Source organism: Micromonospora sp. NBRC 110038 (genome assembly GCF_020884815.1).
Lineage (GTDB): Bacteria > Actinomycetota > Actinomycetes > Mycobacteriales > Micromonosporaceae > Micromonospora > Micromonospora haikouensis.
Map to the genome: position 1 here is coordinate 1524375 of NZ_BBOL01000001.1, position 26860 is coordinate 1551234.

Here is a 26860-nt window from a genome sequence, read left to right on the forward strand (position 1 = left end):
TCTCAGCAGCGGTTGATTCTGGCCCAGGCGTGGTCCGGCGGCTCGCCACCGTCTGGACCGGTCTGGTCACGGTCGGCCAGCCTACTGGAGGGATCGGCCGACCAGCGGCTGCCAGACGTGCTGCCCACAGGCGTTCGCCCAACGTTCGTTCGCACGTCATCGACGGTGCCGGCGGAGTCGTCCAATCTCGTTGCGGGGACAGTTCGGCCACGCCGGGGCGCCGGGTCGGTCCACGGTGACCCGCCCAGGGTTGCGGTAGCGTGGCGCGGTGCGCCGGAACCGTCCCGACCGATACCCACACGTGTCCAGGTCTTCCTCCGGTCACGCCGTCCCCCACCGGAGCTGACAGGAGTCACCACCGTGCGGATCGCTGTTGTCAACAACTTCTTCCCGCCCCGGCCGGGTGGCAGTTCCCACCTGTCCGCCTCACTCGCCGCGCGGTATGTGGCTGCCGGTCACGAGGTGCTGGTGCTGACAGCGGCGTACCAGGACGCGCCCCCCGAGGAGGAGCGCGACGGATACCGGGTGGTCCGGCTGCCCGCGATGCCGATGCCGCAGCTCGGCCTGTCGATCGACTTCGACATGGCCTTCGCGCTGGCGCGCCCGGCCAACCTGCGCCGGGTGCGCAGGCTGCTCGACGGCTTCCGGCCGGACGTGATCCACCAGCACGGTCAGTTCTTCGACCTGACCTGGATCTCCGGCTGGTACGCCCGGCGGAACAAGATTCCCGTGCTGCTGTCGGTGCACACCCGGTTGGAGAGCCCCGACCCCAAGTACACGGCGTTGTTCAAGGGCCTGGACCGGTTCCTGGTGAAGCCGATCCTGCGCAGCTACCGCCCGCGCTACGTCATCATGGACGAGCTCTGCGGCGCGTACTGCGAGCAGCGGTACCTCGCCACCCGCGACGAGTTCGAGTACATTCCCGTCGCCGTGGAGCCGAGCCGGTTCGAGGCCCCCCCGACGCGTGACGTCCGGGCCGAGTACGGCATCGGCGACCAGCCGCTGATCGTCTCGCTCGGGCACGTCATCCCGCTGCGCCACCGGTTGCCCCTCATCGAGGCGCTGCCGACGATCCTCGACAAGCACCCGCAGACCAAGGTGATGATCGTCGGCCGGATCTACTACGACGCCTTCGTGAAACGGGCGGCCGAGCTGGGAGTGACTGACGCGATCGTCACCACGGGCGTGGTGCCACCGGCGGACGTGCCGTCCTTCTTCGCCGCCGCCGACATCGTCACCCACGACCTGCAGGGCAGCGGCTTCGGCACGGCCAGCCTGGAGGCGATGGCGGCCGGTCGGGCGACCATCGGCACCATCACCGAGACCAACTTCCCGGCCGTCGAGCTGCGCAACTGGGAGAACTTCGTGCTCGCCCGGCCGAACGACGGGCCGGACCTGGCCGAGGTCGTCATCCGGCTGCTCGACGATCCGCAGGAGCGGGAGTGGATCGCGAAGGCGCAGCGGGAGCTCGTGCACGCCAACTTCACCCTCGACGTGGTGGCCCGGCGGCACCTCGAGGCGTTCGCCCGGATGACCGGCTCTCCGCTGCCCCGACTCGACCCACCCAGGCCGGAGGAAAGGCCCGTATGAACCTGGTCGCCCCGAGCGCCCGGCTGATCGACGCCGCCACGGGTGCCGTCCTCGGCGGCGCGGGCCTCGCCGCCGAGGTGGGCCGGCACGCCGCCGCGTACGCCGGGTTTCCGCCCGGGGCGGTCTTCGCCCGCAGCGGCACGTCGGTGCCCGCGGTGCTGCGGTACGCGGGCGCGCTGCGCGCGCAGCGCCCGGTGGCGCTGCTGGACCCGGCGCTGGACCCGGCGGTGCTGGCCGACTTCGTCCGGCGCTTCTCCCCCGCCGTGGTGGTGGGCCTCGCCGAGGGCGGCGCGGGCGCGGACCCCGGCGAGCGGCCCGGGGACTACCGCGCGGTCGACGACGAGGTGCTCGGCCCGGTGTGGGTCCGCGAGCGGGCCTGCGCCGACCAGCCGCACCCGGACCTCGCGGTGCTGCTGGCCACGTCCGGTTCGACGGGGGACCCGAAGTTCGTCCGGCTCTCCCGCGCCGCCGTGGAGTCCAACGCGGCGGCCATCGCGCGGGTGCTGGCCATCGGCCCGGACGAGGTCGCCCCGACCAGCCTGCCGCTCTACTACAGCTTCGGCATGTCCGTGCTCAACAGCCACCTCGCCGCCGGCGCGACCGTCCTGGTGGTCGACGGCGGCGTGCTGGCCCGCGAGTTCTGGCAGGCCGTGTCGGCGTACGGCGCGACGTCGCTGGCCGGGGTGCCGCACAACTACGAGATGCTGCACCGGATCCGGTGGAGCCCCGCGAAGTACCCGACGCTGCGCACCCTCACCCAGGCCGGCGGCAAGCTGCGCGACGAGACGATCCTCGCCTTCCACGCCAGGATCGCCGAGACGGGCGGCCGGTTCCACGTCATGTGGGGCTGCACCGAGGCGGCGCCCCGGATGAGCACCCTGCCGGCCGATGCGCTGCCCGACCGGGTCGGCTCGGTCGGCCCGGCCCTGCCCGGCGGCTCGTTCACGGTGCTCGGCCCCGACGGCGCGGAGACCGACCGTCCCGGCGTGGTCGGCGAGCTGGTCTACCGCGGCCCCAACGTCATGATGGGGTACGCGGAGAGTGCCGCCGACCTGGCCCGCGGCGACGAGCAGGGCGGGGTGCTGCGCACCGGTGACCTGGGCCACCTCGACGCCGACGGGTTCGTCTGGCTGCGCGGCCGGCTCAAGCGGTTCGGCAAGGTCTTCGGCATCCGGGTCAACCTGCACGACATCGAGGAGCTGGCCCGCGACCAGGGGCCCGTCGTCGCCGTGTCCGGCCCGGACCGGGTCGTCGTCTTCGTCGAGGGCGGCACCGACGACGGCGCGCGGGCCCTCGCGGGGCGGCTGGCGGAGCGGCTGCGGCTGCACCGGTCCGGCTTCGACGTGCGTACCGTCGAGCGGTTGCCGCAGCTGCCCAACGGCAAGATCGATTACCGCTCCCTGGAGGCGCTGGTATGACCCTGTTCGCCCTCGACCAGGCGGCCCGCGAGGCCCGGCTCCTGCCGGAGCTGGTCGAGTTGACCGAGCACCACCGGGCCCGCAGCCCCGAGTACGCCCGCCTGCTCGCCTCCCTCGGCCACCTGCCCGGCCGCCGTTACGACCGCGTCGCCGACCTGCCCTGGCTGCCGGTGCGGCTGTTCAAGCACCACGTCCTCAAGAGCATCGGCGACGACGAGGTCTTCAAGGTCCTCACCTCCTCCGGCACCACCGGCGACGTCAGCCGGATCTACCTGGACAAGGAGGCGGCGGGCGTGCAGCAGAAGATGCTGTCGGCCACGCTGAGCGCGGTGATCGGCACGAAGCGGCTGCCGATGCTGCTGGTCGACACGAAGGCCCTGTTCAAGAACCGCACGTCGTTCTCCGCCCGGGGCGCCGGGGTGCTCGGCCTGATGAACTTCGGCCGCGACCACACCTTCGTCCTCGATGAGCAGGAACGGCCCGACCCCGACGCGGTGCGCGACTTCCTCGGCCGCCACGGCGACCAGCCGTTCCTCATCTTCGGCTTCACGTTCATGACCTGGCTCTACCTCTACGAGCTGGCCCGCGAGCACCGGTTCGACCTGAGCAACGGCATCCTGATCCACAGCGGCGGCTGGAAGAAGCTGGTCGACCGCGCGGTCGACAACGCGGAGTTCCGCCGCCGCTTCACCGCCGACACGGGCCTGCGGCGCATCCACAACTTCTACGGGATGGTCGAGCAGATCGGCACGACGTTCCTGGAGGGGCCGGACGGCGGCGGCCTCTACTGCCCCGAGTTCGCCGACGTCATCGTCCGCGACCCGCACACCTGGGCGGAGGTGCCCGTGGGCACCCCCGGGGTGGTGCAGGTGGTCAGCACGATGCCCCGGTCGTACCCGGGGCACCTGCTGCTCACCGAGGACCGGGGCGTCGTGCACGGCGTCGACGACGGGGCCTGGCCGGGCAAGCGGTTCTCCATCCTGGGCCGGCTGCCCCGCGCCGAGGCGCGCGGGTGCAGCGACACGTTCGCGGAGGCGGCGGCATGAGCGGGCACGGAGGCGGCGGCATGGGCGGGCGCAGCGAGGGGCGGGCATGAGCGGCAAGGTCGTCGAGCGGTTCCCGGCCGGCGGCGCGACCGCCGTCGACGACCTGGTCGGCGCGCTGCGCGCGGTGCCGGCCGGCGGCCCGCTGACCGTCGGCGACGACCGGATCGTCGAGTTCCTGGTGGCGTTCGCCCGGCGGCTGCTGCGCCCGGCGGTGGCCCGCCGGCACCCGGAGCTGGCCTCCCTCGGGTTCTTCCTGCGCCGGGGCGAGATCGCCAAGACCCTGGCCCGGGTCGCGGACGAGCCCGGCCAGCTCCGCTTCCCCCGAGGGCTGGTCTTCCACGTGCCGCCGGCCAACGTGGACACCATCTTCGTCTACTCGTGGGCGCTGTCCGCGCTCGCCGGCAACGCCAACGTGGTACGGATCTCGTCCCGGTCGGCGGGTGCCGCCGACGCGGTGCTCGACGCGCTCGACGACACCCTCGCAGACGCCGACGACGTGGTCCGGCAGACCCAGCGGATGGTCACGTACGGGCGGGACGACGCGGTGACCGCCGTGCTGTCGGCCGCCGCGGACCTGCGGGTGATCTGGGGCGGCGACCGGTCCGTCGGCGAGATCCGCCGGCACCCGCTCGCCCCGCACGCCCGGGACCTGACCTTCCCGGACCGGTCGTCGTTCACGGTGATCGGGGCGGCCGGCTGGCTCGCCGCCGCCGAGGCCGAGCGCGACGCCGCCGCCCTCGGCCTCTACAACGACTCGTACTGGTTCGACCAGGCCGCCTGCGCCTCGCCCCGCACCGTCTACTGGGTCGGCGACCCGGCCACCACCGAAGCCGCCCGCGCGGACCTGCTGGCCCGGCTGCGTACGGTGCTCGACGGCAAGCGGCCCGAGGTGGACGCCGCGATGGCGGTGGAGAAGCGGGTCGCCACCTACGGCCTGGCCGTGGAGGGGGTGGCGACGGCCATCCACTTCGACGGCAACGACCTGGCGACGGTGGAGCTGGCCGGGCCGGGCGACATCCCGCGCCGCTGGCTCGGCGTCGGCACGTTCCCGCAGGCCCGCCTCGACAGCCTCGCCGACCTCGCGCCGGTGGTGGTGCGCCGCGACCAGACCGTCACCCACTTCGGCTTCGCCGCCGACGAGCTGGTCGCCTTCGCCCGCGCGCTGGGCGGGCGCGGGGTGGACCGGATCGTGCCGGTCGGCGACGCGCTGAGCTTCGCCGCGACCTGGGACGGGTACGACCTGATGCGCGAGTTCACCCGGATCACCAGCGTCGTCACCCGCTGACCCCTGCCTCCGGGCGTCCTACCCGGCGGAGGTGGTGGCCGCCTCGGCCGGGGCCGCCCGGCGGAGCTGGCGCACCCCGGACAGGGCGGCCAGGCCGGCGGCGAGCACGTCGGCGATGGTGAAGATGAGCCGGGACGCCAGCGCGATGCCCATCGCCGCGCCGACGCCGCCGTTGCCCTCCAGGAACGGGGCCAGCGCGGCGACCAGCACGGCCTCCCGTACGCCCAGCCCGGAGGGGGAGAGGAAGGCGAACATGCCGACGGTCATCGCGATGGCGAACGACCCGACGCTGCGCAGCAGCCCCTCCATGCCGGGGGTGGCCTGGGCGTTGGCCAGCAGCCACAGGTGCACGCCGAACAGGGCGTAGCCCAGCGCGCTCCAGCCCACCACCCGCGACACACCCGGCCAGGTGAGGCGGTGCTCCAGCGGCGGGCGGCGCAGCACCCGCAGGGCGAGCTGCACCAGCGCGGTGAGCACCCGCGGCACCGCGCAGACCAGCGCGACCGGGAACAGCACCGCCACGATCCACAGCGCGACCCGCACCGAGTCGGCGTAGGTGGAGTCGCCCCCGCCGGCCGCGTCGCGCAGCGCCGGCAGGCTCAGCAGGCCGAGGCCCAGCGCGGCCGTCACGCCGAGGCCCAGGGAGACCAGGGTGGCCAGGAAGGCGCGGGCCCGGGGCAGGCCGGCCCGCCGGCTCAGCTCGACCTGGAGCACGTACGCCCACACGCTGCCGGGGATGTACTTGCCGAGCTGGCCCACCAGGCAGATGCGCAGGGCGGCGGGCACGGACACCCGGTGCTCCAGGTCGCGCACGGCGGCCCGCCAGGCCATCGTGTTGGCCACCATTCCGGCGAGCGCCGCGAGGACGGACAGCACCACCGACTGCCAGGCCAGGCCCAGCCACGTCGACCGGACCTGCGGCCACTGGTCGACGACGCTCCAGACCATCCCGGCGGCGATGGCGACGACGACGGCGACGCGGACGCCCAGCGACAGCCATCGCTTCAGCGGGCCGGCCGGGGCGGCGGGAACGTCGGTCGACTCCGGGGCACCGGAGGTGACGACATTCTTCCGCGTGACGGTCTGAACCATGCGTAACGTGCCTCCGCGTCGCGTTTCGTCCGTAGCGGAAAGTGAGGACGGACCGAGCAGGGCACTACACTAGCCCAGGCCGCGCGCCCCCACTCGTCCGGCGCGCCCGCGCGGAATTCCTACCGCGACGCCGGCCACCGCCCGTCGTGTCGACGTCCGCCGCTGTTACCGTGCTCGCTGCCACCGACCCCGAGGAGACGTGCTGTGATCCCCATTTCCGTCGTGAAACTCGACGAGAAGGCCGAACAGCTGGCGGTGGAGGTGATCCGCTCCGGCGTGCTGGCGCAGGGCCCGATGGTGGCCCGGCTGGAACGCGAGTTCGCCGACCTGGTCGGGGTGGAGCACGCGGTGGCGGTCAACAACGGCACGACGGCGCTGGTCGCCGCCCTGGAGGTGCTCGACCTGCGGCCCGGCGACGAGGTCGTCACGAGCCCGTTCACGTTCGTCGCCACCCTCAACGCGATCCTCGAGGCCGGCGCCACCGCGCGGTTCGCCGACATCCGAGAGGACGACTTCTGCCTGGACCCGGTGGCCCTCGCCGCCGCGATCGGCCCGCGCACCCGGGTCGTCATGCCGGTGCACCTGTACGGCCAGCCGGCCGACATGGGCGCGATCGTCCCCCTGGTCGAGCGGCACGGCCTGGGCCTGGTCGAGGACACCGCGCAGTCACTCGGCGCGACGGTCGGCGGGCAGGGGGCCGGCAGCTTCGGCCTGGGCACCTTCTCCCTGTACGCCACGAAGAACCTCACCACCGGCGAGGGCGGCATGATCACCACCGACGACGCCGTCCTCGCCGACCGGCTCCGGGTGCTGCGCAACCAGGGCATGCGCCAGCGCTACCAGTACGAGGTGGCCGGCCACAACTACCGGCTCACCGACCTGCAGGCCGCCCTCGGCATCCCGCAGCTGGCCGGCTACGCCGACACCGTCGCGCGGCGCAGGGCCAACGCGGCCCGGCTGCACGCCGGCCTGGCGGACGTGCCGGGGCTGCGCCTGCCGGCCGAGCTGCCGGGCCGGACGCACGTCTGGCACCAGTACACCGTGCTGGTCACCGACGCCGCGCCGGTCAGCCGCGACGAGGTGGCCGCCCGGCTGGGCGAGCAGGGGGTGGGCTGCGGCATCTACTACCCGAAGGCGGTCTACGACTACGACTGCTACCGGGAGCACCCCCGGGTGGTCGCCGACCCCGCCCCGGTCACCGAGCGGGTGGCGCGGCAGTGCCTGTCCCTGCCGGTGCACCACCACCTCGCCGACGGCGACGTCGACCGGGTCGTCGAGGCCGTCCGCAAGGCGGCGGGCGCGTGACGGCCCCGGTGCGCTTCGCCCTCGTCGGCACGGGCGTGATGGGGGCCCTGCACGCCCGGGTCATCGCCCAGTCCGACCGGGCCCGGCTGGTGCGGGTCGTCGAGCCCCGCGAGGCCGTCGGCCGGGCGGTCGCCGACCGGTACGGCGCGCGGTGGACGCCCGACGGGTCGGACCTGTCCGGCGTCGACGCGGTGGTGATCGCCGCCCCCACCGAGTTCCACCACGCGCTCGCCGGTGAGGTGCTCGCCGCCGACAAGCCGCTGCTGATCGAGAAGCCGGTCTGCGGCAGCCTCGACGAGACCGAGGACATCGTGGCCACCGCCGAGAAGCGCGGGGTCCCGCTGCTGTGCGGGCTGCTGGAGCGGTTCAACCCGGCGGTGCTCACCGCGCTCGCCCTGGTCGACAACCCGGTGCACCTCACGGTCACCCGGCACTCACCGTACGCGCCGCGGATCCGCACCGGCGTGGCCTGGGACCTGCTGATCCACGACGTCGACCTGGCCATCCGGGCGTTCGGCGGCCAGGAGCCGACCGACGTACGCGGGGTGCTGGGCCACTTCCACCCGTCCTCGCTGCCCGGCGCGGAGGACGTCGCCGAGGCCCTGCTGACCTTCGGCGGCGCGGCGCTGGCCAACGTCTCGGCGAGCCGGATCGGCCAGCGGAAGGTGCGGACGCTGGTCGTCAGCGAGGTGGATCGGCTGATCGAGGCGGACCTGATCCGGCGGGACGTCACCATCTACCGGCACGTGTCGCTCGACGCGGCGACGCCCGACGGCCGGGGCTACCGGCAGCAGAGCATCATGGAGGTGCCGGAGCTGGTCTCCGGCCGGGAGCCGCTGGCCGCCCAGCTCGACCACTTCCTGGACCTCCTCGCCGGCACCGCCGACGCCGACGCGGAGCGGCGGTCGATCCTCCCGGCGCACCGGGCCGTCGGCCGGCTCTTCGTCGACCACGGCTGACCACGCGGGCCCGGGCGGCGGCCTCGTGTCGCCGGCCGGGCCGGCGATCGCGTTCGGGTAGGCTTGCCCACCGTGCGCCCGGCCGGCCGCCGCCGCCCGCCGAGGGCGAGCCCCGACGGCCCGCCTTCCGACTCGACAGAATCCTCGACAGAAATCAAGGAATCCCCTGTGCCGAACGTCGCAGACGACGCCCTGGCAGTGGAGGACCAGCGCGCGCCGGAGGACCTGCCCCGCGCCCCGGACGACCAGCCCGAGACGCCGCAGGACCCGCCCGGCACGCGCGAGGCCCAGCCGGAGACGCCCGACGACCGCCCCGCGACACCGCAGGACGAGCCCGGCACACCGCAGGACGAGCCGGCCGCGAGCGCCGAGCCCGCCGACCCGGCCGAGCAGCCGCCCGCGCCGGAGCGCGCCCCCGACGCCCCGACCGCCCCCGCGCGGCTGTCCTTCCCCCGGCGGTTCGGGGCCGCCTTCGGTGCCCTCCCGCGCCGGATCACCGACGCCGCCGTACTGGCGTTCGCGCTGTTCACGGTGATCTACCACGCGGGCTTCGTGGCCGAGCTGCGACCGTCGGTGATGTTCCTGAGCTGGCTGTGGTGCTGTGGCGTCCTCGCCGTCCTCGCCGTGGTGCTCGGGGTGGTCCGCGCCCTACGGCGTCGCCGCGCCGCGCCTGCGCCGCCGGCCGCACCCGCCGACCCCGCGCCGGCCGGGAGGGCGCGCTGGTGGTGGCTCGCCGTCGGCGTGGTCACCGCCGGGGTCGGCATCGGCGCCGCCGTCACCGCCGGCATGGGCGGGCTCGCGTCGTGGTGGGTGCCGACCGGCCTGGGGCTCGCCGCGTCCGTCGGCGCGGCGCTGCTGGCCCGCCGGGCCTGGCTGGCCCGCACCGGTCCGCCGGAGCCGACCGCCACGGGCTGGCAGGCGCTCTTCGTGCTGCTCGTCTCGGCCGGGGTCGCGGTCTCCTCGCTCTACATGGCCCGCAACAGCAAGGACGACGTCTTCTACGTCGGCAAGTCGGTGTGGGTGGCCGAGCGGGACATCGTCCCGGTGCGCGACTTCCTGTTCACCGAGAACGTGGCCGCCCCGCTGAGCACCCAGCCGCCGACCGCCTCGATCGAGGTCTTCGCCGGTGCGCTCGCCCGGTTCCTGGGCCTGCACGCCGCCGACGCCACCTGGTTCGTGCTGCTGCCGGCCCTGGCCGTGCTCGCGGTGCTGGCCCTGTGGCGGCTGGTGCACCGCTGGGCGCCCCGCCGTCCGGTGCTGGCGTTCGTCGTGGCCGTCACCTACCTCTACCTGGTGGTCGGCTCGGACGCCGCGCTCGGCACCTTCCACCTGCCCCGGCTCTACGAGGGCAAGGGCATGTTCGTCTCGGCGGTCGTCCCGCTCATGTGGGTCTACCTGACCGACTGGTTCGAATCCCGGTCGAGGTGGAAGCTGTTCCTGATCGCCGCGCTGTCCGTGGTGGCGACCGGGCTGTCCACGACGTCCGCGATCATCCTGCCGCTGCTGGTCGGCGCGGCCGGCCTGGCGATGCTCCTGGTGGGCCGCTGGGGGGCGGCGCTGGCCGCGGGCGTCGCCGCGCTCGCCTACCCGATCGGCGGGGTGCTGGTGTCCCGGCTGGTGCTCGGGCCGGTCGCCACCGCCGGGGGCGAGACCCAGTTCTTCGACGCCGAGGGCACCTACCGCCGCACCCTGCTGGTGGGCGTGCTCGGCGTCATCGGCGGCCTCGCCCTGTGGCTGGCGCCCCTGCTCGTCCGGGGGCGCGCGCCCCGGCTGCTCGCCGCCGGCGCGGCGCTGACCATGAGCGTGCTGTTCGTGCCGGGCGTGCTGGAGGCGCTCGCCGAGGCCAGCGGCGTGTCCGCGGTGCTGTGGCGGGTGCCCTGGATCCTCGCCCTGCCCGGCCTGATCGGGATCCTCTGCACCGTCCGGCTGCCCCGGCTGCCGTGGGTGTCCCGGCTGGTCGGCCTCATCGTCGCCAGCTCGCTGATCTTCTGCTTCGCGACGTTCGGCGTGCCGATGTGGAGCAGGGACAGCTTCATGGAGGTGGCGCCGCGCCCGCTGTGGAAGCTTCCGCAGCAGCGCCTGGAGATCGTCCAGTGGATCGACGGGCTGCCCCGCGAGCCGGGCCTGCTGCTCGCCCCGTCGACGCTGATGCGGGTCGCGCCCATCGTCAGCAGCCGGCTGCGGGTCGTGATGCCCCGCGACGGCTACCTCGTCGAGTACGACCAGAACTCCGACTTCGTCCGCGACCGGCAGCGCCTGGCCGCGTTCGCCGACGGCACGGCGATCGCCCCCGACGCGGAGGTGAAAGCGTCCATCGAGCGGCTCGACGTGACTACCATCTGCGTCTACTGGGTCAACCTGGAGGCCAAGGCCGCCCTCAAGCGGCTCGGCTACGAGATGTACGCCCGGCGGTTCGCCCCCGGCGCCGTCCGCTGCTTCCGGCAGCCCTGAACGGCCGGTCCCCGACCCGCCCGACGGCGCGGTCGGGGGCCGATCGGGTAGCAACGGGACGAAGCCCGTAATACCCGAATATGGCTCGCCGTTCGTCTCGCGTTAAGGTCTGGGGGCGAGTGGGACCAGGACGACGCACGGGGGGTCCCCGCCGCTAGCCGCACTGAACGAGGAGGCCGGTCCCGCACGGGGCCCGGCCCCGTCGCCGATCTCGTTGGGGGAGAGTAACCGTTGTTCGGCAAGTTGATGGGACCGGCGGGCGTGGCCGCTCGCGGGGCCGTGCTGCTGCTCTTCTACCTGATCGCGCTCGCCGCGGGAGCCCTCGGCGCGGTCTGGGTGTTCGCGGTGAGCGGGATCGCCGCGATCGCCGGTGAGTTCGCCCTCGCCCGGTGGTCGACGCCCACCATGACGCTGCTGGAGAAGGTCGGCCTCGGCCGCGGCTACCGGCAGCTCACCCGCGACCTCTCGGCCGTGCTGCTCGTGGTCTCGGCGATCCGGCCCAGCTCGGTCGAGCTGACCGCGATCCTGCTGCTGCCCGCCGTGACCTGGGTGATCGCGGTCTTCGCCGGGGCGCTGAACCGCATGATCGACCGGCGCAACCCGGTCTCCGCGCTGGTACGCAACATCGACCTCGGCCCGATGCGCTCGGCGCCGCGCCCGCCCGAGTGGGCGGCCGGGGTCGCCGGTGAGCGGCTCGCCATGTGCAACCTGCTGCTGGTCCCGGCGGCCGTGCTCTCGGCGCTGTGGGACGACGCCGCGCCGGTGCTGGCCGGCGCTGCCGCCGCCGTGCTCGCCGCGGCCGTGGCCGGCGGCATCGTCGCGCTGACCTGGCTGCGGGGCCGGGGCACCGGCAAGAGCCCGGTGCTGCCGGCGGTGCAGAAGTGGCTGGACTCCTACCGGCCCGAGGTCGCCCTCTACTTCGCCGGCCCCGCGAAGGACGTCTACCAGGCCAACATGTGGCTGGCTCCCACCGAGGCCCTCGAACGGCGGGCCGTGGTGCTGATGCGCAGCCGCGAGGCGTTCAACGAGCTGGCCGACACCCGGCTGCCGGTGATCTGCGTGCCGGCCGGGGTGGACTTCATGAACCTGGAGCTGGGCAGCGTCCGCGCCGCCATGTACGCGGCGAACGTCGGCGCGAACATCCACATGCTCCGGGAGCCGGGCATGAAGCACGTCTTCGTCGGGCACGGCGACAGCGACAAGCAGGCCAGCGTCAACCCGTACAGCAAGGTGTACGACGAGGTGTGGGTCGCCGGCCTGGCGGGCCGGGAGCGGTACGCGCGGGCCGGCGTCGGCGTGCTGGACGCCGACATCGTCGAGATCGGACGGCCGCAGCTCGCGGGCGTGCACACGTTCGGCTCGGAGTCGCCCGACCGGCCCTTCACCGTGCTCTACGCGCCGACGTGGGAGGGGTGGCTCGACGACGACCCGTACCACACGTCGCTGGTGCTGATGGGGGAGCGGATCGTCCGGGGCCTGCTCGCCGCCCGCCCGTCGCTGCGGCTGATCTACAAGCCGCACCCGCTGACCGGCACCCGGTCCAAGGAGGCGAAGGCCGTCCACGAGCGGGTGGTGGAGCTGATCGGCGCGGCCGGCGGCGACATCGACGCCAGCTCCCTCGACGGCCCCCGCCACCGGGTCGTCACCGGCCGGGTCCCGGCCCTGTTCGACTGCTTCAACCAGACGGACCTGCTGATCAGCGACATCTCCAGCGTGGTCTCCGACTTCGTGCAGAGCCAGCGCCCGTACGTGGTGGCGAACCCGAGCGGCCTGCCCGAGGACGACTTCCGCCGCAACTTCCCCACCTCCCGGGGCGCGTACCTGCTGTCGCGCGACTGCGGCGAGCTGGAGAAGATCGTCGCGCTCACCCGGGCCGGCGACGACCCGATGACCGAGGCCCGCCGGGACCTGAAGGTCTACCTGCTCGGCCCGGACGAGCCGAACTCGATGGAGCGGTTCCGGCAGGAGATCGGCCGCCTCTGCGGCTGATCGGCGACGCCAGGCGAAAGGGGGCGGCACCTGCCGCCCCCTTTCGCCGTACCACCGTCAGTCGGGGCGGCGCGGGCTGGTCACGTCGCGGGAGACGACCTCACCCTTCTCGTCCACCCAGCCCTTCGGCCGCGCCGGGTTGCCGGCGACCAGCTGGTACGGCGCCACGTCCCGGGTGACCACCGAACCGGCGGCGACCATCGCGTACTCGCCGATCTCGACCCCGCACACGAGGGTGGCGTTCGCGCCGATCGACGCGCCCCGGCGGACCAGCGTCGGCGTGATGGTCCAGTCCGGGTTCTGCGCCCGGGGGCGCAGGTCGTTGGTGAAGACGGCGCACGGGCCGACGAAGACTTCGTCCTCGATGGTCACGCCCTGGTACACCGACACGTTGTTCTGGATCTTCACGAGGTCGCCGATGGTGACGCCGGCGTCGACGTACACGTTGCGACCGATCACGCAGCCGGCGCCGACCCGGGCGCTGGACCGGATGTGGGCCAGGTGCCAGACCTTGGTGCCGTCGCCCACGCGGGCGCCCTCCTCCACGTCGGCGCTGGGGTGGACGAAGGTCGCGGCAGGCTGTTCGGTGGTGTCAGTCATCCTTCAACTCGCATCGCTCGGGGCGCCGGGCGCCGGCGGTGGGCGCGGCGGAACGACGGCGGGTGTTTCGCCGCCGTCCGCGCGGGATCGGGGGCTGCCGCGCCCGGGGGTGGGCTCGGAGGGCCCGGCCGGGGCGTCGGCCGGGAGTGAGCATAGCGAGCGGTCAGCCCAGCAGGCGCGCGACCGCGTCGGCGGCCGGCACGTCGGCCGGCAGGGCGTGCGCCTCGACCACGGCGGCGACCGGCAGCGCCGCGTACAGGTGGGGGAAGAGCTCGCCGCCCCGCGACGGCTCCCAGCGCAGCGCCGCGCCGAGCGCCGCCGGATCGACGGCGAGCAGGGTCAGCCCGGTGGCGCCGGCGAAGTGCCGCCGGGCGGTCTCGACCAGTTGACCGGCGGCGGAGAGGTGGATGAACCCGTCCTGGCGGTCCACCGCCGAGCCGGCGAAGTGCCCGGCGGCGCGGGCGGCGTCCCACTCCGTACCGGTCAGCAGTTTGTAGATCACCCCGGCAGCCTACGGCCGGGACCGTCCCGGCGGGCCGGGACCGGCGGGCCGCCGGGACGGCCGCGCGGGACGGGCACACGGGGACTGACCGGGCGGCCCTCCCGCCCGGCCGGCACGTCTGCGACCATTCCACGGTCGAGAACGAGGAACCGGGGAGGCGGGTTGCGCATCCTGCTGGTCGAGGACGACCGTCGGGTGGCCGCCGCCCTGTCGTCCGCCCTGACCCGCCGCGGCTACGAGGTGGAGCACGCGGCCACCGTCGCGGCGGCGCTGCGCGCCGCGCCCTGCGACCTGGTGCTGCTCGACCTGACCCTGCCCGACGGCGACGGCACCGACCTGTGCCGCGCCCTGCGCCGGCGCAGCGCCCAGCTCGGCATCATCGCCGTCACCGCCCGGGGCGAGGAACGCGACCGCGTCCTGGGCCTGCGGCTGGGCGCCGACGACTACGTGGTGAAGCCCTTCTCGATGGTCGAGCTGCAGGCCCGGATCGAGGCGGTGCTGCGTCGGGCCGCGCACGCCGCCCCGGAGCGGGACGTGATCGAGGCGGGGCCCGTGCGCATCGACGTCGCCGCCCGGACCGTCACGGTCGCGGGCCGGGAGGTCACCCTCACCCGCAAGGAGTTCGACATCCTGGTGTCGCTGGCCCGGCAGCTCGGGGTGGCGGTGTCCCGCGACCGGATCCTGCTGGACGTGTGGGGCACCACCTGGGCCGACCGGCACACCGTGGAGGTGCACGTCGGGTCGCTGCGCGGCAAGCTGGGCGACCCCCGGTTGGTGGAGACCGTACGCGGGGTCGGCTACCGGCTGCGCGGGGAGTGAGGGGAGCCCCGTGCGTCGTCGGCTGGTCATCAGCTACCTGCTGCTGATGGTGCTGGTGCTCGTCGCGCTGGAGACCCCGCTCGCGGCGACCCTGGCCACCCGGGAGACCGACCTGGTGCGCGCCGACCGGCTCGCCGACGCCACCCGGTTCGCCTCGCTCGCCGGGCCGGCGCTGCGCGGCGGCGTCCCCGGGCCCATCGGCGGCGAGCTGAGCAGCTACGACGAGCTGTACGGCATCGGCGCGGCGGTGGTCGACCGGGACCGCCGCACGGTGGTGGCGTCGCGCAGCTGGCGGTCGGGTGCCGGGACCGAGTCGGCGCTGGACAACGCGCTGGCCGGGCAGCAGTTCAGCGCCCCGGGCTCGGTGTGGCCGTGGGCGGACGGGCCCGTCGTGGTGGCGGTGCCGATCAACGACGGCGGCGAGGTGCTCGGCGCCGTCGTCATCACCACTCCGGCCGGCGCGCTGCGCCGTACCGTCACCGCGTGGTGGCTGCTGCTCGCGGCGACCGGCATCGTCGCCGTGCTGGCCTGCGTGCTCACCGCGTTCGGGCTGGCCGGGTGGGTGCTGCGTCCGGTCACCGAGCTGGACGCCGTCACCCACGAGATCGCCGAGGGGGACCGGGGGGCCCGGGTCCAGCACCGGCTGGGCCCGCCGGAGCTGCGCCGCCTGGCGGCGAGCTTCAACAACATGGCCGACGTGGTGTCCGACGTGATGGACCGGCAGCGGGCGTTCGTCGCCCACGCCAGCCACCAGCTGCGCAACCCGCTGACCGCCCTGCGACTGCGGGTGGAGGAGCTGGGGCCGAGCCTGACCGATCCGCAGGGGCGGGCCGAGCACCGGCTCGCGCTGGAGGAGACCGACCGGCTGGCGCTGCTGCTCGACGCCCTGCTCACCCTGGCGCGCGCCGAGCGCGAGGAGAACCAGCGGGTCACCGTCGACGCGGCGGCCGTGGCCGCGTCGCGGGTCGCCGCGTGGCAGCCGCTGGCCCGGCACCGGTCGGTCACCCTCCGCCTGGCCACGGCCGACGGCCCGGCGTACGCCCGGACCGTGCCGACCGCGGTCGACCAGGCGCTCGACGCCCTGATCGACAACGCGGTGAAGTTCAGCGGCACGGGCGGCGAGGTGACGGTGAGCGTCGGGCGGGCCGACGACGGGGTGGCCCTGGAGGTCCGGGACACCGGACCGGGCATGACCCTCGACCAGCTCGACCGGGCCACCGAGCGGTTCTGGCGGGCCCCGGAGGTGCAGAACGTCGACGGGGCGGGGCTCGGGCTGACCATCGTGGCGGTCCTCGTCGACGCCTCCGACGGCCGGCTCACCATGCGGCCGGGGCAGCCGCGCGGGCTGGTGGCCGGCCTGTGGTTCCCGGCCCCCGACGCGGTCGACGCGGCACCCGCGCCCGCCCCGGCCGCGGACGACGCCGGCTGACCGGTCAGGGCTTGGCCGACCGGTACCAGGCGGCGGCCCCCGGATGCAGCGGCAACGGGGCGGTGGCGATCGCCGACCGGGGGCTCATCCGCCCGGCCGCCGGGTGGGCCGCCGCCAGCTCCGCCCGGCGCTCCATCAGCAGCCGGGTCACCTCGCGCACCAGTGGCTCCGGCAGGTCCGCCCGGACCACCAGGTAGTTCGGGTTCGCCACGGTCGTGACCGGCTCGACCCCGTACACCGAGCGGGGGATGTCGCGGGACACGTAGACCTCGCGGTAGCTGCGCCGCAGCGGCTCGGTCCATTCGCCCAAGTCGACGATCCGCACGGCGCTGCCGGCGGCGAGTTCCTCGACGCCGCGCACCGGCAGCCCGCCGGAGAAGAAGAACGCGTCGATGCGGCCGGCGCGCAGCGCGGCGACGGAGTCGTCGAGGCCGAGCCGTTCCCGGCGCACGGCGGTGCCGCCGAGGTGGGCGACCTCCAGCAGCCGGGTGGCGGTGACCTCCGTGCCGGAGCCGGGCGCGCCGACGGAGACCCGCCGGCCCCGCAGGTCGGCCACCGTGCGGACCGGGCTGCCGGCCGTGGTGACCAGGTGCAGCAGATCGTCGTAGACCCGCGCCACCGCCAGGACCCTCGGGTGCTCCTCCCGCTCGGTGGGCAGCACGTCGGCCTGGGTGAAGCCCAGCTCGGCCTGGCCCGCGCCCACCAGGCGCATGTTCTCCGCCGAGGCGGCGGTCACCACCACGCTCGCCCGGACCCCGGGCAGCTCCCGGTTGAGGATGCCGGCCAGCGACCGGCCGAACGCGTGGTAGACGGCCGTGGGACTGCCGGTGGCGATGCGGATCGGCACCGGTTCGCCCGGCGAGTCCTGGCAGCCGGCGAGCCCGGGCGCCGCCGCGACCAGCACCAGCAGCAGCGCCGCCACGCCGGCGGCGCGCGGGGGCACAGTCCAGCTACGGCTCACCCGGTGCACTCTGCGCGGTGCACCGCCGCCCGCGCAAGCCCACGGGCCGGGCCCGCCGCGGTGCGAGCCCGTACCCGCCTGCGCGGGGCGGCCGGTGCGCGGGGCCGGTCAGCCGACGGCGGCCACCCCCGGCCCGGTCGCCGGGTCCAGGGTGACGCTGTGCAGGATGCGGTCCCGGTCCGGGCCGTCGGCCACGCTCACCACGAAGCAGCCCGCGCCGGGCCGCAGCAGGGCGGGCACCTCCAGCAGGGCGGCCCCCCGGACCAGCACGGCGGCCAGCTCCCGGTCGGTCAGCCGGATCCCGAGGATGTGCCGGCGCACGTGCCGGCCGCCGGCCAGCAGCGACGCCCGCCACGCCGCGGCTGCCAGCCGGGGCCGCCACGTCCGGCGCGGCGCCGACGCCCCCGACGCGGGCCCGCCGAGCAGCTCCCGGCGGCCCTGCCGCCAGCCGGTCTCCACCAGCGCCGCGTACACCGCCCGGTGCTCGCGGGCCACCTGGAGGCGGTGCAGCTCATAGCGGCGGCGCAGGCCACCGGTGGTCACCTCGTGCCGCACCGGGATCTCCAGCCGGGCCAGGAGCTGGCGCATCCGGTGCGCCGCGTCCTCCCGGTTGAACTCGGCGGCGGGGCCGGCGTGCGGGTGGGCGGGGGCCGCCGGCCGCCGCCCGGCCCGGACGGGTGCGGCCGGGGCGGCCGGCGCGGACACGCAGCGCAGCAGGCAGGCCACCTCGAACGCGTCGGCGAGGGTCACCCAGTCCAGCGGGGCCGGGGCCGCCGGAAGACGAGGCCGGTCGAGCAGCGTGGGTTCGAGGGGCACCACAGTCTCCTTGTCGGCGTCGGATACCCCATACCGTGGCCCGCCGGACGGCCCGGTGGTACCCGTGGCCGCCAGGCTTGAGGAAATCTTGCGACAGTTCAGAGCGTCACAACTGCGTCACCACCACGTCGACCGCCCGGGGCCGCCCGGCCGCCACGGGCTGCTCCAGCACCGTGTACTTCGCCTCCCGCAGGGCGGCCACCAGCCCGTCGGCGGTGCGCGGCCGGGCCCCGGCGGTGAGCAGGTCGCGCACCAGCCGGCCCTTCGTCGCCTTGTTGAAGTGGCTCACCACGCTGCGGACCGGCCCGGAGGGGGTGTCCCGCTCGTGCAGCACCCGCACGGTCACCGTCCGCTCCGCCAGCTCGCCGCGCGGGGTCCACGTCGCCGCGTACGCGCCGGAGCGCAGGTCCAGCACCGGGCCGCGCCCGGCCGCCGCCTCCAGCGCCGGCCCCAGCTCCCGCCGCCAGTACGCCGACAGCGCCCCCACGCCGGGCAGCCGCGCCCCGATCGGGCACCGGTACGGCGGGATGCGGTCGGTGAGCCGCACCGCGCCCCACAGCCCGGAGCTGATCAGCACCGACCGGCGGGCCGCCCGCTGCGCCGCCGCCGGCAACGTGGCCAGGTCGAGGGCCTCGTAGAGCACGCCCGTGTAGAGCCGGCCCGCCTCGGCGGTGGCCGCCCGCTCCAGCCGCGCGTTGCGGCGCAGCTCGCCGGCCAGCCCCGGGGTCAGCCCCAGCGCCTCCAGGGCCGCCGCCTCGTCCGGGGCCCCCGCCCCGGCCGGGCCCGCGCAGAGCCCCACCAGCGCCGCCAGCACCCGCGCGCGGGCGTCGGTCAGCTCGGGCAGGGACAGCCGGGCCAGGTCCAGCCGCCGGCCGGTCCCGGCGTCGGCCTTGCCCTCCGAGGGCGGCAGCAGGATGAGCATCGCCTCACGACTCCTCGCGCACCCGGCGACGTGCGCGCCGGTCGGGCCAGCGTACGCACCCCGCTCAGCGCCACGGCCGCACGGCCGTCTCCGGGTGGTACACGCGATACCGGCCGACCTCGGCGCGCAGCGCCGCCCCGGCGCGCGGGCCGAGCAGCTCCCGCAGCCGCCGGTCGGCCGGGCCGCCGGCCACCAGCACGTACCCGGGCCGGTCGGCCAGCGCCACCTGCCGCCAGTACGGCCGGTAGCGGTTCTGCCCCGGCATCAGCCGCCCGTCGAGCACCCCGCAGAGCACCTCCTCCGCCGTCTCGAAGACCAGCCGGTTGCAGGTCCAGTACTCGCCGTACACCGCGCGCAGCCCCGCCCGGCGCACCACGTCGGCCAGCTGCCGGGCCTGCCGCTCCTCGACGCGCAGCGGCCCGAGACCCGCCACGAACAGGCCGGTGGCGGCCAACGCCGTGGCGGCCAGCCCCGCCAGCGCGGCCGTCGCCGACGCCCCGGCGAGCCGCCCGGCCGCGCCCGCCGGGCCCCGCCACACGTGCCGGGCCGCCACCCACAGCGGCCACAGCACCACCGGCAGCGACAGCTGGAGCACCGACAGGTAGCGGGCGTTGTTCAGCGGGTCGGTGGCGGCCAGCGGGCTGCGCACGTACGCCGCGAGGGTCGACGCCGCGCCCGCGACCAGGGCGAGCTGCGCGGCCGGCCCGACCCGGTCGCCGGCCGGCCCGGCGGCGGCCCGCCGGTACGCGACCAGCGCGAGCACCGCGGCAGCGACCAGCAGCACGGGGTAGGCCACCCCGAACCACTGCTGCCAGCGGGCGCAGCCGCCGGCCGGGCACAGCCCGGTGGCCAGCGGCACCCCCTCCAGCAGCCCGCCGCGCAGCCGCCCGGCCAGCGGCGGCGCCGCGCCGGCCTCCCCGCTGATCCGCCGCACCACCGACAGCGAGTCCTGCCCCGGCGACGCGCGCAGGCTGTCGACGATCAGCGGCACCGCCCCGACGGCGAACCCGGCGGCCAGCGCCGCCCCGCACCAACCGAGCAGCTCCCGGCGTAGCACCCAGGCCAGCAGCAGGACGGCCGCCGCCAGGTACGGCACGATCAGCCAGTCCGACCAGACGGCCAACCCGGCCAGCAGCCCCGCCGCCCCCGCCGCCAGCGGCCGGGACCGCACCCGCCCGTCGGCGAGCCCCACCGCCACCAGCAGGATCGCCAGCACCGCCGGCTTCACCTCGGGCCGCCCGCCGACCGCCTGCAACTGGTCGCGCAGCACCCGCTCCGGGCCGAGCGCGAGCAGGCCGACGACCAGCACGGCGAACCACGGCGCGCAGATCCGGCGGGTCAGCCGGTACGCCAGGAACACGAACAGCGCCCACAGCGCCAGCACCGGCAGCCGCAGCACCGGCCAGCTCGGCCCGGCGACGGCGACCAGCGGTGCCGCCAGGTACGCCTCCGCCATGCCCATGTAGCGCTGCCCGTACAGGAAGATCGGGTGCTCCCGGCCCTCGGCGATGTGCAGCGCGGCCAGGCCGAAGGTGGCCTCGTCGCTGTTCGACACGGGCACCGTGAGCAGCGTGAGGACCAGCCGGTAGCCGAGCCCGGCCAGCCCGAGTAGCAGCGCCGCCAGCGCCGGCCGGTCGAGCGCCGGACGCCACCGCCCACGGTCCCGCACAGCTGTCGACACGACCAACGCCCCCGTCGCCGCCCCGACCGGAGTGTGTCACGCGACCGGGGCGGGCCGGGCCGGATCGCCGCAGACCGGAGGCGGGCCGCGGTCGCCCGTGCGGCCGTCGCGGAGCCGGCGGCTCGCGTGGCCGACGTCGCCGCGGTGTGGCAGGGTTGCCGTGTGCCACCGACACCCGCCGGCGAACTGGCCGTACCGAACCTGCACCGGGCCGCGCGGTTCGAGGACGCCGTGCACAACCTGGTCGAGCGCCGGCTGCGGCGCACCGGGTGGCAGACCAACATCATCGCGTACGCCGGCTACGGCGCCCCCGGCTGGGCGCGGGTGCTGTGCCGGGTGCTGCTCGGCCGCCCCGACACCCGGTCCCGGCAGCGGCTGGAGAAGGTGCGCGGCTGGCGCAGCTTCACCACCCTGCCCGCCAAGCACGTGACGGTCACCATCGAGGCCGGCGGGGTGACGCACGAGGCGAAGGCCGACCGCAGCGGCTTCGTCGACACCGTCGTCGAGGCCGACCTGACCCCCGGCTGGGCGTCGGTGCGCCTCAGCGTCGCCGACGCCGAGCCGGTGGAGGCACTGATCCGCGTCCTCGACCCGAACGTCCGGTTCGGCATCCTGTCCGACATCGACGACACGGTCATGGTGACCGCCCTGCCGCGTCCGCTGCTCGCCGCGTGGAACACCTTCGTCCTCGACGAGCACGCCCGCGCCGCCGTGCCCGGCATGGCGGTGCTCTACGAGCGCCTCGTCACCGCCCACCCCGGCGCGCCCGTGTTCTACCTGTCCACGGGCGCGTGGAACGTCGCGCCGACGCTGACCCGGTTCCTGTCCCGGCACCTCTACCCGGCCGGGCCGCTGCTGCTCACCGACTGGGGGCCGACGGCCGACCGGTGGTTCCGCAGCGGCCGGGAACACAAGCGCGCGACCCTGGCCCGGCTGTCGCGCGAGTTCCCCGACGTGCGCTGGCTGCTCATCGGCGACGACGGCCAGCACGACCCGGAGATCTACCGCGAGTTCGCCGCCGGGCACCCCGACAACGTGGCCGGCGTGGCGATCCGCCGGCTGTCACCCACCCAGTCGGTGCTCGCCGGCAGCCTGCCCACCCCGTCGGGCAGTTCCTCCTCGGGTCCCGTGGGGCAGAAGTGGCTCTCCGCGCCGGACGGCGCGGGCCTGTGGAAGCTGCTGCGCGACGCGGGCCTGGTCTGAGCCCGTCCCCGCCCGTCCCCGCCCGGCACCGGCTGGCCGGGCCGACGGGCCCGGCCAGCCGGTCACCCTACGTCACCAGCCGGTGGTGATCTGGCTGCGGGCGCTCAGCAGGCCCGCCGAGGCGCCGGGATACAGCCACAGGATCCCCGTCGAGTTCTCCCGGGCGACGACATCGGGCTTGCCGTCGCGGTTGAAGTCGGTCAGGCCGAACGAGGTGTAACCGCCCCAGCCCACGCCGACCTGGGTGATGCCCACCGCCGGGAAGTCGTACAACCGCAGCGTGCCGTTGCTCACCACTCGGGTGTAGACGTCCGGCGTGGGGTCGCCGACGACGTCGGCGATGCCGTACGGGGTGTAGTCGGTCGACCAGCCGTCGCCGATGTCCACCCGGGCGCTCGTGCCCCCGGCGAGGTCGCCGGGATACACCCACAGGTCGTTGGTGGAGCCCGCCGTGATCACGTCCTGGAAGCCGTCGCGGTTCCAGTCGGCCACCCCGTACGGGCGGTAGTTGCACCACTGGTTGCCCAGGAACGTCGGCGTGGCGCTCAGGTCGTCGGCCGTGCCGAGGAAGACCTGCAGCTCGCAGGAGGTGTTGTCGCGGACCACGATGTCCTGGTTGCCGTCGTGGTCCCAGTCGGCGATGCCGAAGACGGTGAACTGGTTCCACCCGGTCGACATCAGCCGCGGGGTGGCCACCTGCGCGTTCTGCTTGCGGTACCGCCACAGGTTGCCGCCGGTGTCGGCCGCGTAGATGTCCGTCTCCGTGGTCCCGGTGCCGGGCGGCGTCCAGGTGGTCGCGCCGAACGGGGTGCGTGCCCCGGTCGCCGGCACGGTGTTGGTGGCCCCCACCTGGGTCGGGGTGAGCGCCCGCTTCCACACCTGGAGGTTGCTGATCATCCCGGCGTAGTAGGCGGTGGGCTGGCCCTGGTAGAGGTAGCGGCCGACGACGAACTTGCCGCCGCTGGGCCACGTCGGCGTCGCGGTGAACTGGGCGCTGCCCTTGAGCACCCCGTTCACGTACAGCGAGATCGTCCGGGTCTTGGCGTTGAAGGTCGCCACCAGGTGCGTCCAGACGCCGAGCGCCGTCCCGGCCGGCGTCACCACCTGGGTGTACGACCAGCCGCTGTCGGCGTTGCCCATGCCGAAGCGCCACGTGTTGTCGCTCGTGTTGTTCCACAGCAGGAAGCGCGACGCGTTTGCGCCGTCCTCGCTGGCGATGACCCCGCCCGCCGCGGTCGGCTTGGCCCACACCGAGATGCTGAACGACTTCGTCGTGTCGATCAGGGGACTGTTGACCGTCAGCGCCCCGTCGCCCGAGGGGTTCACCGCGGTGCCGGTCTCGTCGGTGTTCATGATCAGGGCCGGGCTGAACAGGTCGTCGCTGCGCCAGTGGGCGTCGCCGCCGGTGGCGGTCAGCGTGCTGCCGCCGGTGACGTCCGTCGCGGTCGTGACCGCCCCGTCGCCGCTGTCGTCGAACTTCCAGGTGTGGTCCGAGGTGATCAGGGTCTGCTTCGGCTGCGCGGTCACGGTGGCGCTGCCGGCCTGGAGGCCGGTCACCAGCCAGGCCGTGGTGGCGGCGTCGGCGCCCACGGTCCACAGGTCGGCGGTGCCGTCGCCGTTGACGTCGCCCGCGCGCAGGCTCAGGCTCGCGCCGGTGTTCCAGCCGGACGCCGCGAGGGTGCGGGCGGTGTAGGTGAGCTGCCCGGTGTCCTGGTTGAACGCTAGGCCGGTCCACAGGTGCAGCGCGCCGGTCGTCCGGTTCCACAGGAACATGGCGGTGCCGTCCGACGCCTCGGCGGTGGCGATGCGCCAGTTGTTCCAGTCGGTGCCACCCGTCGGGGTGGACGCGGTGGTGTGCTGGGTGCCGAGGTAGCCACCGGTGATGCCGAAGTTGGGATAGTAGGTGAGGAAGTAGCCGTTGGTGGCGTCCCCGCTGGTCCCGATCAGGTCGGGATAGCCGGAGCCGGCCTGCCGGCTGTCACCGGCGTTGACGAGCTGGATCGGCGGGTTGCCGTTCGGGTCGTTGAGCAGCGAACCCTCGATGCCGAACTGGTTCTCGACCCGCTCCGGGCGCAGCACCGAACCGTCGCCGTTGCCGGCGATCAGCTCCGCGCGGACGGGGTCGGCGGCCGGATAGTAGACCAGCAAGTCCTGGAAGCTGCCGCCCAGGAAGCGACCGCTGACGACCTGGGCGCCGTCGAAGTCGGCCGGCGAGTTGGTCCCGGAGACCCCGTTGCCCCGGGCGCCGATGTTGCTGATGTTCGGGTTGACGCCGGCCGCGCCGTTGTTCTCCGCCAGCCAGATCCCCGCCGCGAGGTTGTTGGCGGAGCCCACGTTCAGCAGGTCGGCCCGGCCGTCGCCGGTGAGGTCACCGTCGGACGCCGGAGTGGCCGGGGGGACGGCGTTGAAGGTCAGGGTGTCGGTCTCGCCGAAGTTCTGGCCCGCCGCCGTGACGCTGGTGACCGAGAGCGTGTTCGTCAGCCGGGTGGGTCGGACGGGAATCGTCGCGTTGCCGCTGGCGTCCGCGGTGACGGTCACCGGCGGCGCGGCGTTCAGTTGGTACGTGTAGGCGGTCGGCACCGTGCCGGCCTCGGGCGGTGCGACCGTGAAGCTGGCCTGAACGCCGACGGTGGTCTGGGCGGGCGGCGAGATCCGCGGCGGCCCGGCCCTGGTCGCATCGAACGTGAACTTGCAGGTGGCCGACCAGTTGCTGGGGGTGCGGAAGTCGGTGGCCTGGACCTGCCAGGCGAAGGTGGTCGGCACGCCGTTGCTGGTCCCGGTAACGCCGGCGGCGGTGGCGAGGGTGGCGCGGGGCACGACGTACACGGCGGTGCTGCCGGAGGAGTACGTCAGCAGGTTCGGGTTGGTGTTGACCAGCGGTGTCCCGGGAGCGCTGGCCTTCCACAGCTTGAAGGTGACGCCGAGGGTGCCGCGGTTGGTGTCGGAGACCGGGGCGTAGAGCGAGACCGAGGTGTCGCCGACGACGGTGGGGCTGGCGGCGGCGCAGGACGTGGTGGGTGAGGTGGTCATCCCCGTAGGGGTGTTGGGCTTGTGGTTGTAGCGGATGGTGAGGGTGGGGCTGGTTTCGAGGAACTCCTTCCAGCTCTGCGTGTCGCTGGCCTCGTTCGCGGCGACCATCCAGAGGGTGCGGGTGGGCTTCTTGGCGGTGACGTCGGCTTCGATCTGGTTGGTGACGTCGAAGGAGGCGGCGTCGGCGTCGCAGCCGCTGTAGCCGTAGGCGAAGCTCCTGGATGCCACGACGCTGCCCTTGGTGACGCCTCCCCAGTGGTTCCAGGTGGCGTTGCCGGAGGTGAGGGTGGTCGCGGGGGCGTGGATGTTGACGGTCTTGGCGGTGCAGTTCCACGACTTGGTGTTGGTGATCTTGAAGATGGCGTCGTAGATCTCGGCCCCGGCGAGGGTGCTGTAGGGGATCGGGAAGTTGATCAGGGTCTGGGAGCGTTGGCTGCCGGAGTTGCCGACCTGCATGCGGCCGATGAGGTCGGGGGTGTCCTTCCAGTAGTTGGTGGACTGGTGTTGGTAGGAGATGGTGGCCCAGCCGGACATCTTCGGCCCGACGGGTGTCCAGTTGAACGTGGGGTCGACGTAGACGGGGTAGACGGTGCCCGGGTCGTCGAGCAGCTTCCGGTCGGGGGACAGGCGCAGCGTGCCGGGGGATATCCGTACGCCGATGGGGGCGCTCCTCGCGGTCCGGCCCGGCGCGGCGGCACTCGATGCGGCGGTGGGCCGCTCGTTGCGGCCGGTGGCGGAGTCCCACATGGTCGGGGCGGGGGCGGTGAGGACGGCCTGTCCGGCGCGGTCGCGGCCGGTGATGTTGCCGGTGGTGTCGGCGGTGAGGGTGACGCCTCTGGTCGACGTGGTCAGGTCGAGGGTGGCCAGCTTGGGGTGTCGGGCGGCCCGGCGGTTCTTGACGACGAAGACGTGGGAGAAGCCGCCCTCGCCGGTGACCCGGACGGTGAGGTCGACGCCGGGCAGCACCTCGGGGTAGGTGGCGGTGGGCCCGGACAACGTGGGCGCGGGCAGCGCCATCGGCGCGGTGAGCGACAGCGCGCGGTCGCCGCTGGTCAGTTCGGCGAGAGGGCCGGTGCCGCCGGGGGAGAGCCGGACCTGGTTCGTGGTCACGGTCGGGGTGATGCTGCCGTCGGCGTGGCGGACCAGGGTCGGGTCGAGGCTGCGCCACTTCCCGTCGACGCGGGTGCGGGTCGGCACGGCGGTCTGGGTCAGCTCCACGGTGCCGTCGGGGCGGGCCGTCACGGTGGAGGTGGAGCTGCCGGCGGCGGTCGCCTCGACGGGTCGGCCCGTGCGCCGCGCCTCGGCCATGGCCCGGTCCACGCCGAGCGGGCCGGCGGCCGGTCTTGCGGCGGGCGCCGCGGGGGCTGCGGCGGCGGCCGACGGGGCGGCCAGAGCGATGGCCGCGCCCGCCGCGACGACACTCGTCGCGACGATCGACCCGATCGCCTTCACCCCGGTTGTCCTGATAGGAGGGCTGTTCAAGGGCATGGAGTGGTTCCTCCCCCGTGACTGTGTCCGGCGGACGCGGAATCGCGTCCGGTGGGCGGGCACAGTGAATCAGCCCGCGCGGCCCCGGGGAACGCCGAACATCACACCGGGTTGTCCCTTTCGGACTCCCTGTGGAGCATTTGATCCGCGCGTCATCCTCCTATCGTTACCTTGCCGTGACCTCCGGCCTGAGCGGACGTGAAACATTGTTCGCGCCACGTGGGTGCTCGTTCGGGCACGCTGCGTGGCTTTCTGTCTTCTGTGGAGTGGAGCG

At 74.5% G+C, this 26860-nt stretch carries 19 protein-coding genes; 11 read left to right on the top strand and 8 right to left on the bottom strand.

Annotation, left to right across the window (positions count from 1 at the left end; translation table 11 throughout):
• The first annotated feature begins 360 nt into the window (after positions 1-360).
• Genes LPU61_RS05880 through LPU61_RS05895 form a run of 4 tightly spaced genes read left to right on the top strand, consistent with a single transcriptional unit; the run spans position 361 to position 5339 of the window.
• Positions 361-1590, top strand: coding sequence for a glycosyltransferase family 4 protein (locus LPU61_RS05880; protein ID WP_229404349.1), 1230 nt, complete (start codon positions 361-363; stop codon positions 1588-1590).
• Positions 1587-3008, top strand: coding sequence for an AMP-binding protein (locus LPU61_RS05885; protein ID WP_229404350.1), 1422 nt, complete (start codon positions 1587-1589; stop codon positions 3006-3008). Before LPU61_RS05880 ends, LPU61_RS05885 begins: the two co-directional genes overlap by 4 nt.
• Positions 3005-4054: an acyl-protein synthetase gene (locus tag LPU61_RS05890; protein WP_091282787.1), complete on the top strand. Its 1050-nt coding sequence runs from the start codon at positions 3005-3007 to the stop codon at positions 4052-4054. Before LPU61_RS05885 ends, LPU61_RS05890 begins: the two co-directional genes overlap by 4 nt.
• Before the next feature lie 46 nt (positions 4055-4100).
• Positions 4101-5339 carry an acyl-CoA reductase gene (locus LPU61_RS05895; RefSeq protein ID WP_229404351.1) on the top strand — a complete coding sequence of 413 codons (1239 nt, stop codon included), beginning with the start codon at positions 4101-4103 and terminating at the stop codon, positions 5337-5339.
• Positions 5340-5357: 18 nt separating this feature from the next.
• Here the strand turns inward: LPU61_RS05895 and LPU61_RS05900 are convergent, their stop codons facing one another.
• Positions 5358-6431 carry a lysylphosphatidylglycerol synthase domain-containing protein gene (locus LPU61_RS05900; RefSeq protein WP_229404352.1) on the bottom strand — a complete coding sequence of 358 codons (1074 nt, stop codon included), beginning with the start codon at positions 6429-6431 and terminating at the stop codon, positions 5358-5360.
• Between the two features lie 204 nt (positions 6432-6635).
• Here LPU61_RS05900 and LPU61_RS05905 point away from each other — a divergent pair, with 204 nt between their 5' ends.
• From LPU61_RS05905 to LPU61_RS05920, 4 genes are all read left to right on the top strand, one after another.
• Entirely contained in the window at positions 6636-7736 is a 1101-nt protein-coding gene (locus LPU61_RS05905; RefSeq protein WP_229404353.1) for a DegT/DnrJ/EryC1/StrS aminotransferase family protein, read from the top strand.
• Positions 7733-8695 carry a Gfo/Idh/MocA family protein gene (locus tag LPU61_RS05910; protein ID WP_229404354.1) on the top strand — a complete coding sequence of 321 codons (963 nt, stop codon included), beginning with the start codon at positions 7733-7735 and terminating at the stop codon, positions 8693-8695. The genes LPU61_RS05905 and LPU61_RS05910 overlap by 4 nt, the downstream gene beginning before the upstream one ends.
• A gap of 168 nt (positions 8696-8863) precedes the next feature.
• On the top strand, positions 8864-11146 hold the full coding sequence (locus LPU61_RS05915) for a DUF6077 domain-containing protein (RefSeq protein ID WP_229404355.1): 2283 nt from the start codon (positions 8864-8866) through the stop codon (positions 11144-11146).
• Positions 11147-11377: 231 nt separating this feature from the next.
• On the top strand, positions 11378-13135 hold the full coding sequence (locus LPU61_RS05920; protein WP_374199605.1) for a CDP-glycerol glycerophosphotransferase family protein: 1758 nt from the start codon (positions 11378-11380) through the stop codon (positions 13133-13135).
• A 57-nt stretch (positions 13136-13192) separates the two neighbouring features.
• On the opposite strand, the gene LPU61_RS05925 is transcribed toward LPU61_RS05920, so the two are convergent.
• Both LPU61_RS05925 and LPU61_RS05930 read right to left on the bottom strand, forming a co-directional pair.
• Positions 13193-13735, bottom strand: a complete 543-nt coding sequence (locus LPU61_RS05925; protein ID WP_229404356.1) for an acyltransferase — start codon at positions 13733-13735, stop codon at positions 13193-13195.
• Between the two features lie 163 nt (positions 13736-13898).
• Positions 13899-14237: a DUF952 domain-containing protein gene (locus LPU61_RS05930; protein ID WP_043962784.1), complete on the bottom strand. Its 339-nt coding sequence runs from the start codon at positions 14235-14237 to the stop codon at positions 13899-13901.
• A 162-nt stretch (positions 14238-14399) separates the two neighbouring features.
• Between LPU61_RS05930 and LPU61_RS05935 the strand changes: the two genes are divergently transcribed.
• Both LPU61_RS05935 and LPU61_RS05940 read left to right on the top strand, forming a co-directional pair.
• Entirely contained in the window at positions 14400-15056 is a 657-nt protein-coding gene (locus tag LPU61_RS05935) for a response regulator transcription factor (protein ID WP_043962785.1), read from the top strand.
• 10 nt (positions 15057-15066) lie between these two features.
• A complete protein-coding gene (locus LPU61_RS05940) occupies positions 15067-16485 on the top strand; it encodes an ATP-binding protein (RefSeq protein WP_043962786.1) in 1419 nt (472 codons plus the stop codon).
• A gap of 4 nt (positions 16486-16489) precedes the next feature.
• Here LPU61_RS05940 and LPU61_RS05945 read toward each other — a convergent pair whose 3' ends face one another.
• The 4 genes from LPU61_RS05945 to LPU61_RS05960 form a co-directional block, all read right to left on the bottom strand.
• Positions 16490-17446: a TAXI family TRAP transporter solute-binding subunit gene (locus tag LPU61_RS05945; protein WP_043964323.1), complete on the bottom strand. Its 957-nt coding sequence runs from the start codon at positions 17444-17446 to the stop codon at positions 16490-16492.
• A 108-nt stretch (positions 17447-17554) separates the two neighbouring features.
• Positions 17555-18262 carry a hypothetical protein gene (locus LPU61_RS05950; protein WP_229404357.1) on the bottom strand — a complete coding sequence of 236 codons (708 nt, stop codon included), beginning with the start codon at positions 18260-18262 and terminating at the stop codon, positions 17555-17557.
• 106 nt (positions 18263-18368) lie between these two features.
• Positions 18369-19184 (bottom strand): peroxide stress protein YaaA, encoded by an 816-nt coding sequence (gene yaaA / locus LPU61_RS05955; protein WP_229404358.1) that lies wholly within the window; start codon positions 19182-19184, stop codon positions 18369-18371.
• 64 nt (positions 19185-19248) lie between these two features.
• On the bottom strand, positions 19249-20865 hold the full coding sequence (locus LPU61_RS05960) for a hypothetical protein (RefSeq protein WP_229404359.1): 1617 nt from the start codon (positions 20863-20865) through the stop codon (positions 19249-19251).
• A 162-nt stretch (positions 20866-21027) separates the two neighbouring features.
• Between LPU61_RS05960 and LPU61_RS05965 the strand changes: the two genes are divergently transcribed.
• Positions 21028-22068, top strand: coding sequence for an App1 family protein (locus LPU61_RS05965; RefSeq protein ID WP_043964328.1), 1041 nt, complete (start codon positions 21028-21030; stop codon positions 22066-22068).
• A 72-nt stretch (positions 22069-22140) separates the two neighbouring features.
• On the opposite strand, the gene LPU61_RS31570 is transcribed toward LPU61_RS05965, so the two are convergent.
• On the bottom strand, positions 22141-26550 hold the full coding sequence (locus LPU61_RS31570; RefSeq protein WP_305071875.1) for a LamG-like jellyroll fold domain-containing protein: 4410 nt from the start codon (positions 26548-26550) through the stop codon (positions 22141-22143).
• Between the last annotated feature and the right edge of the window lie 310 nt (positions 26551-26860).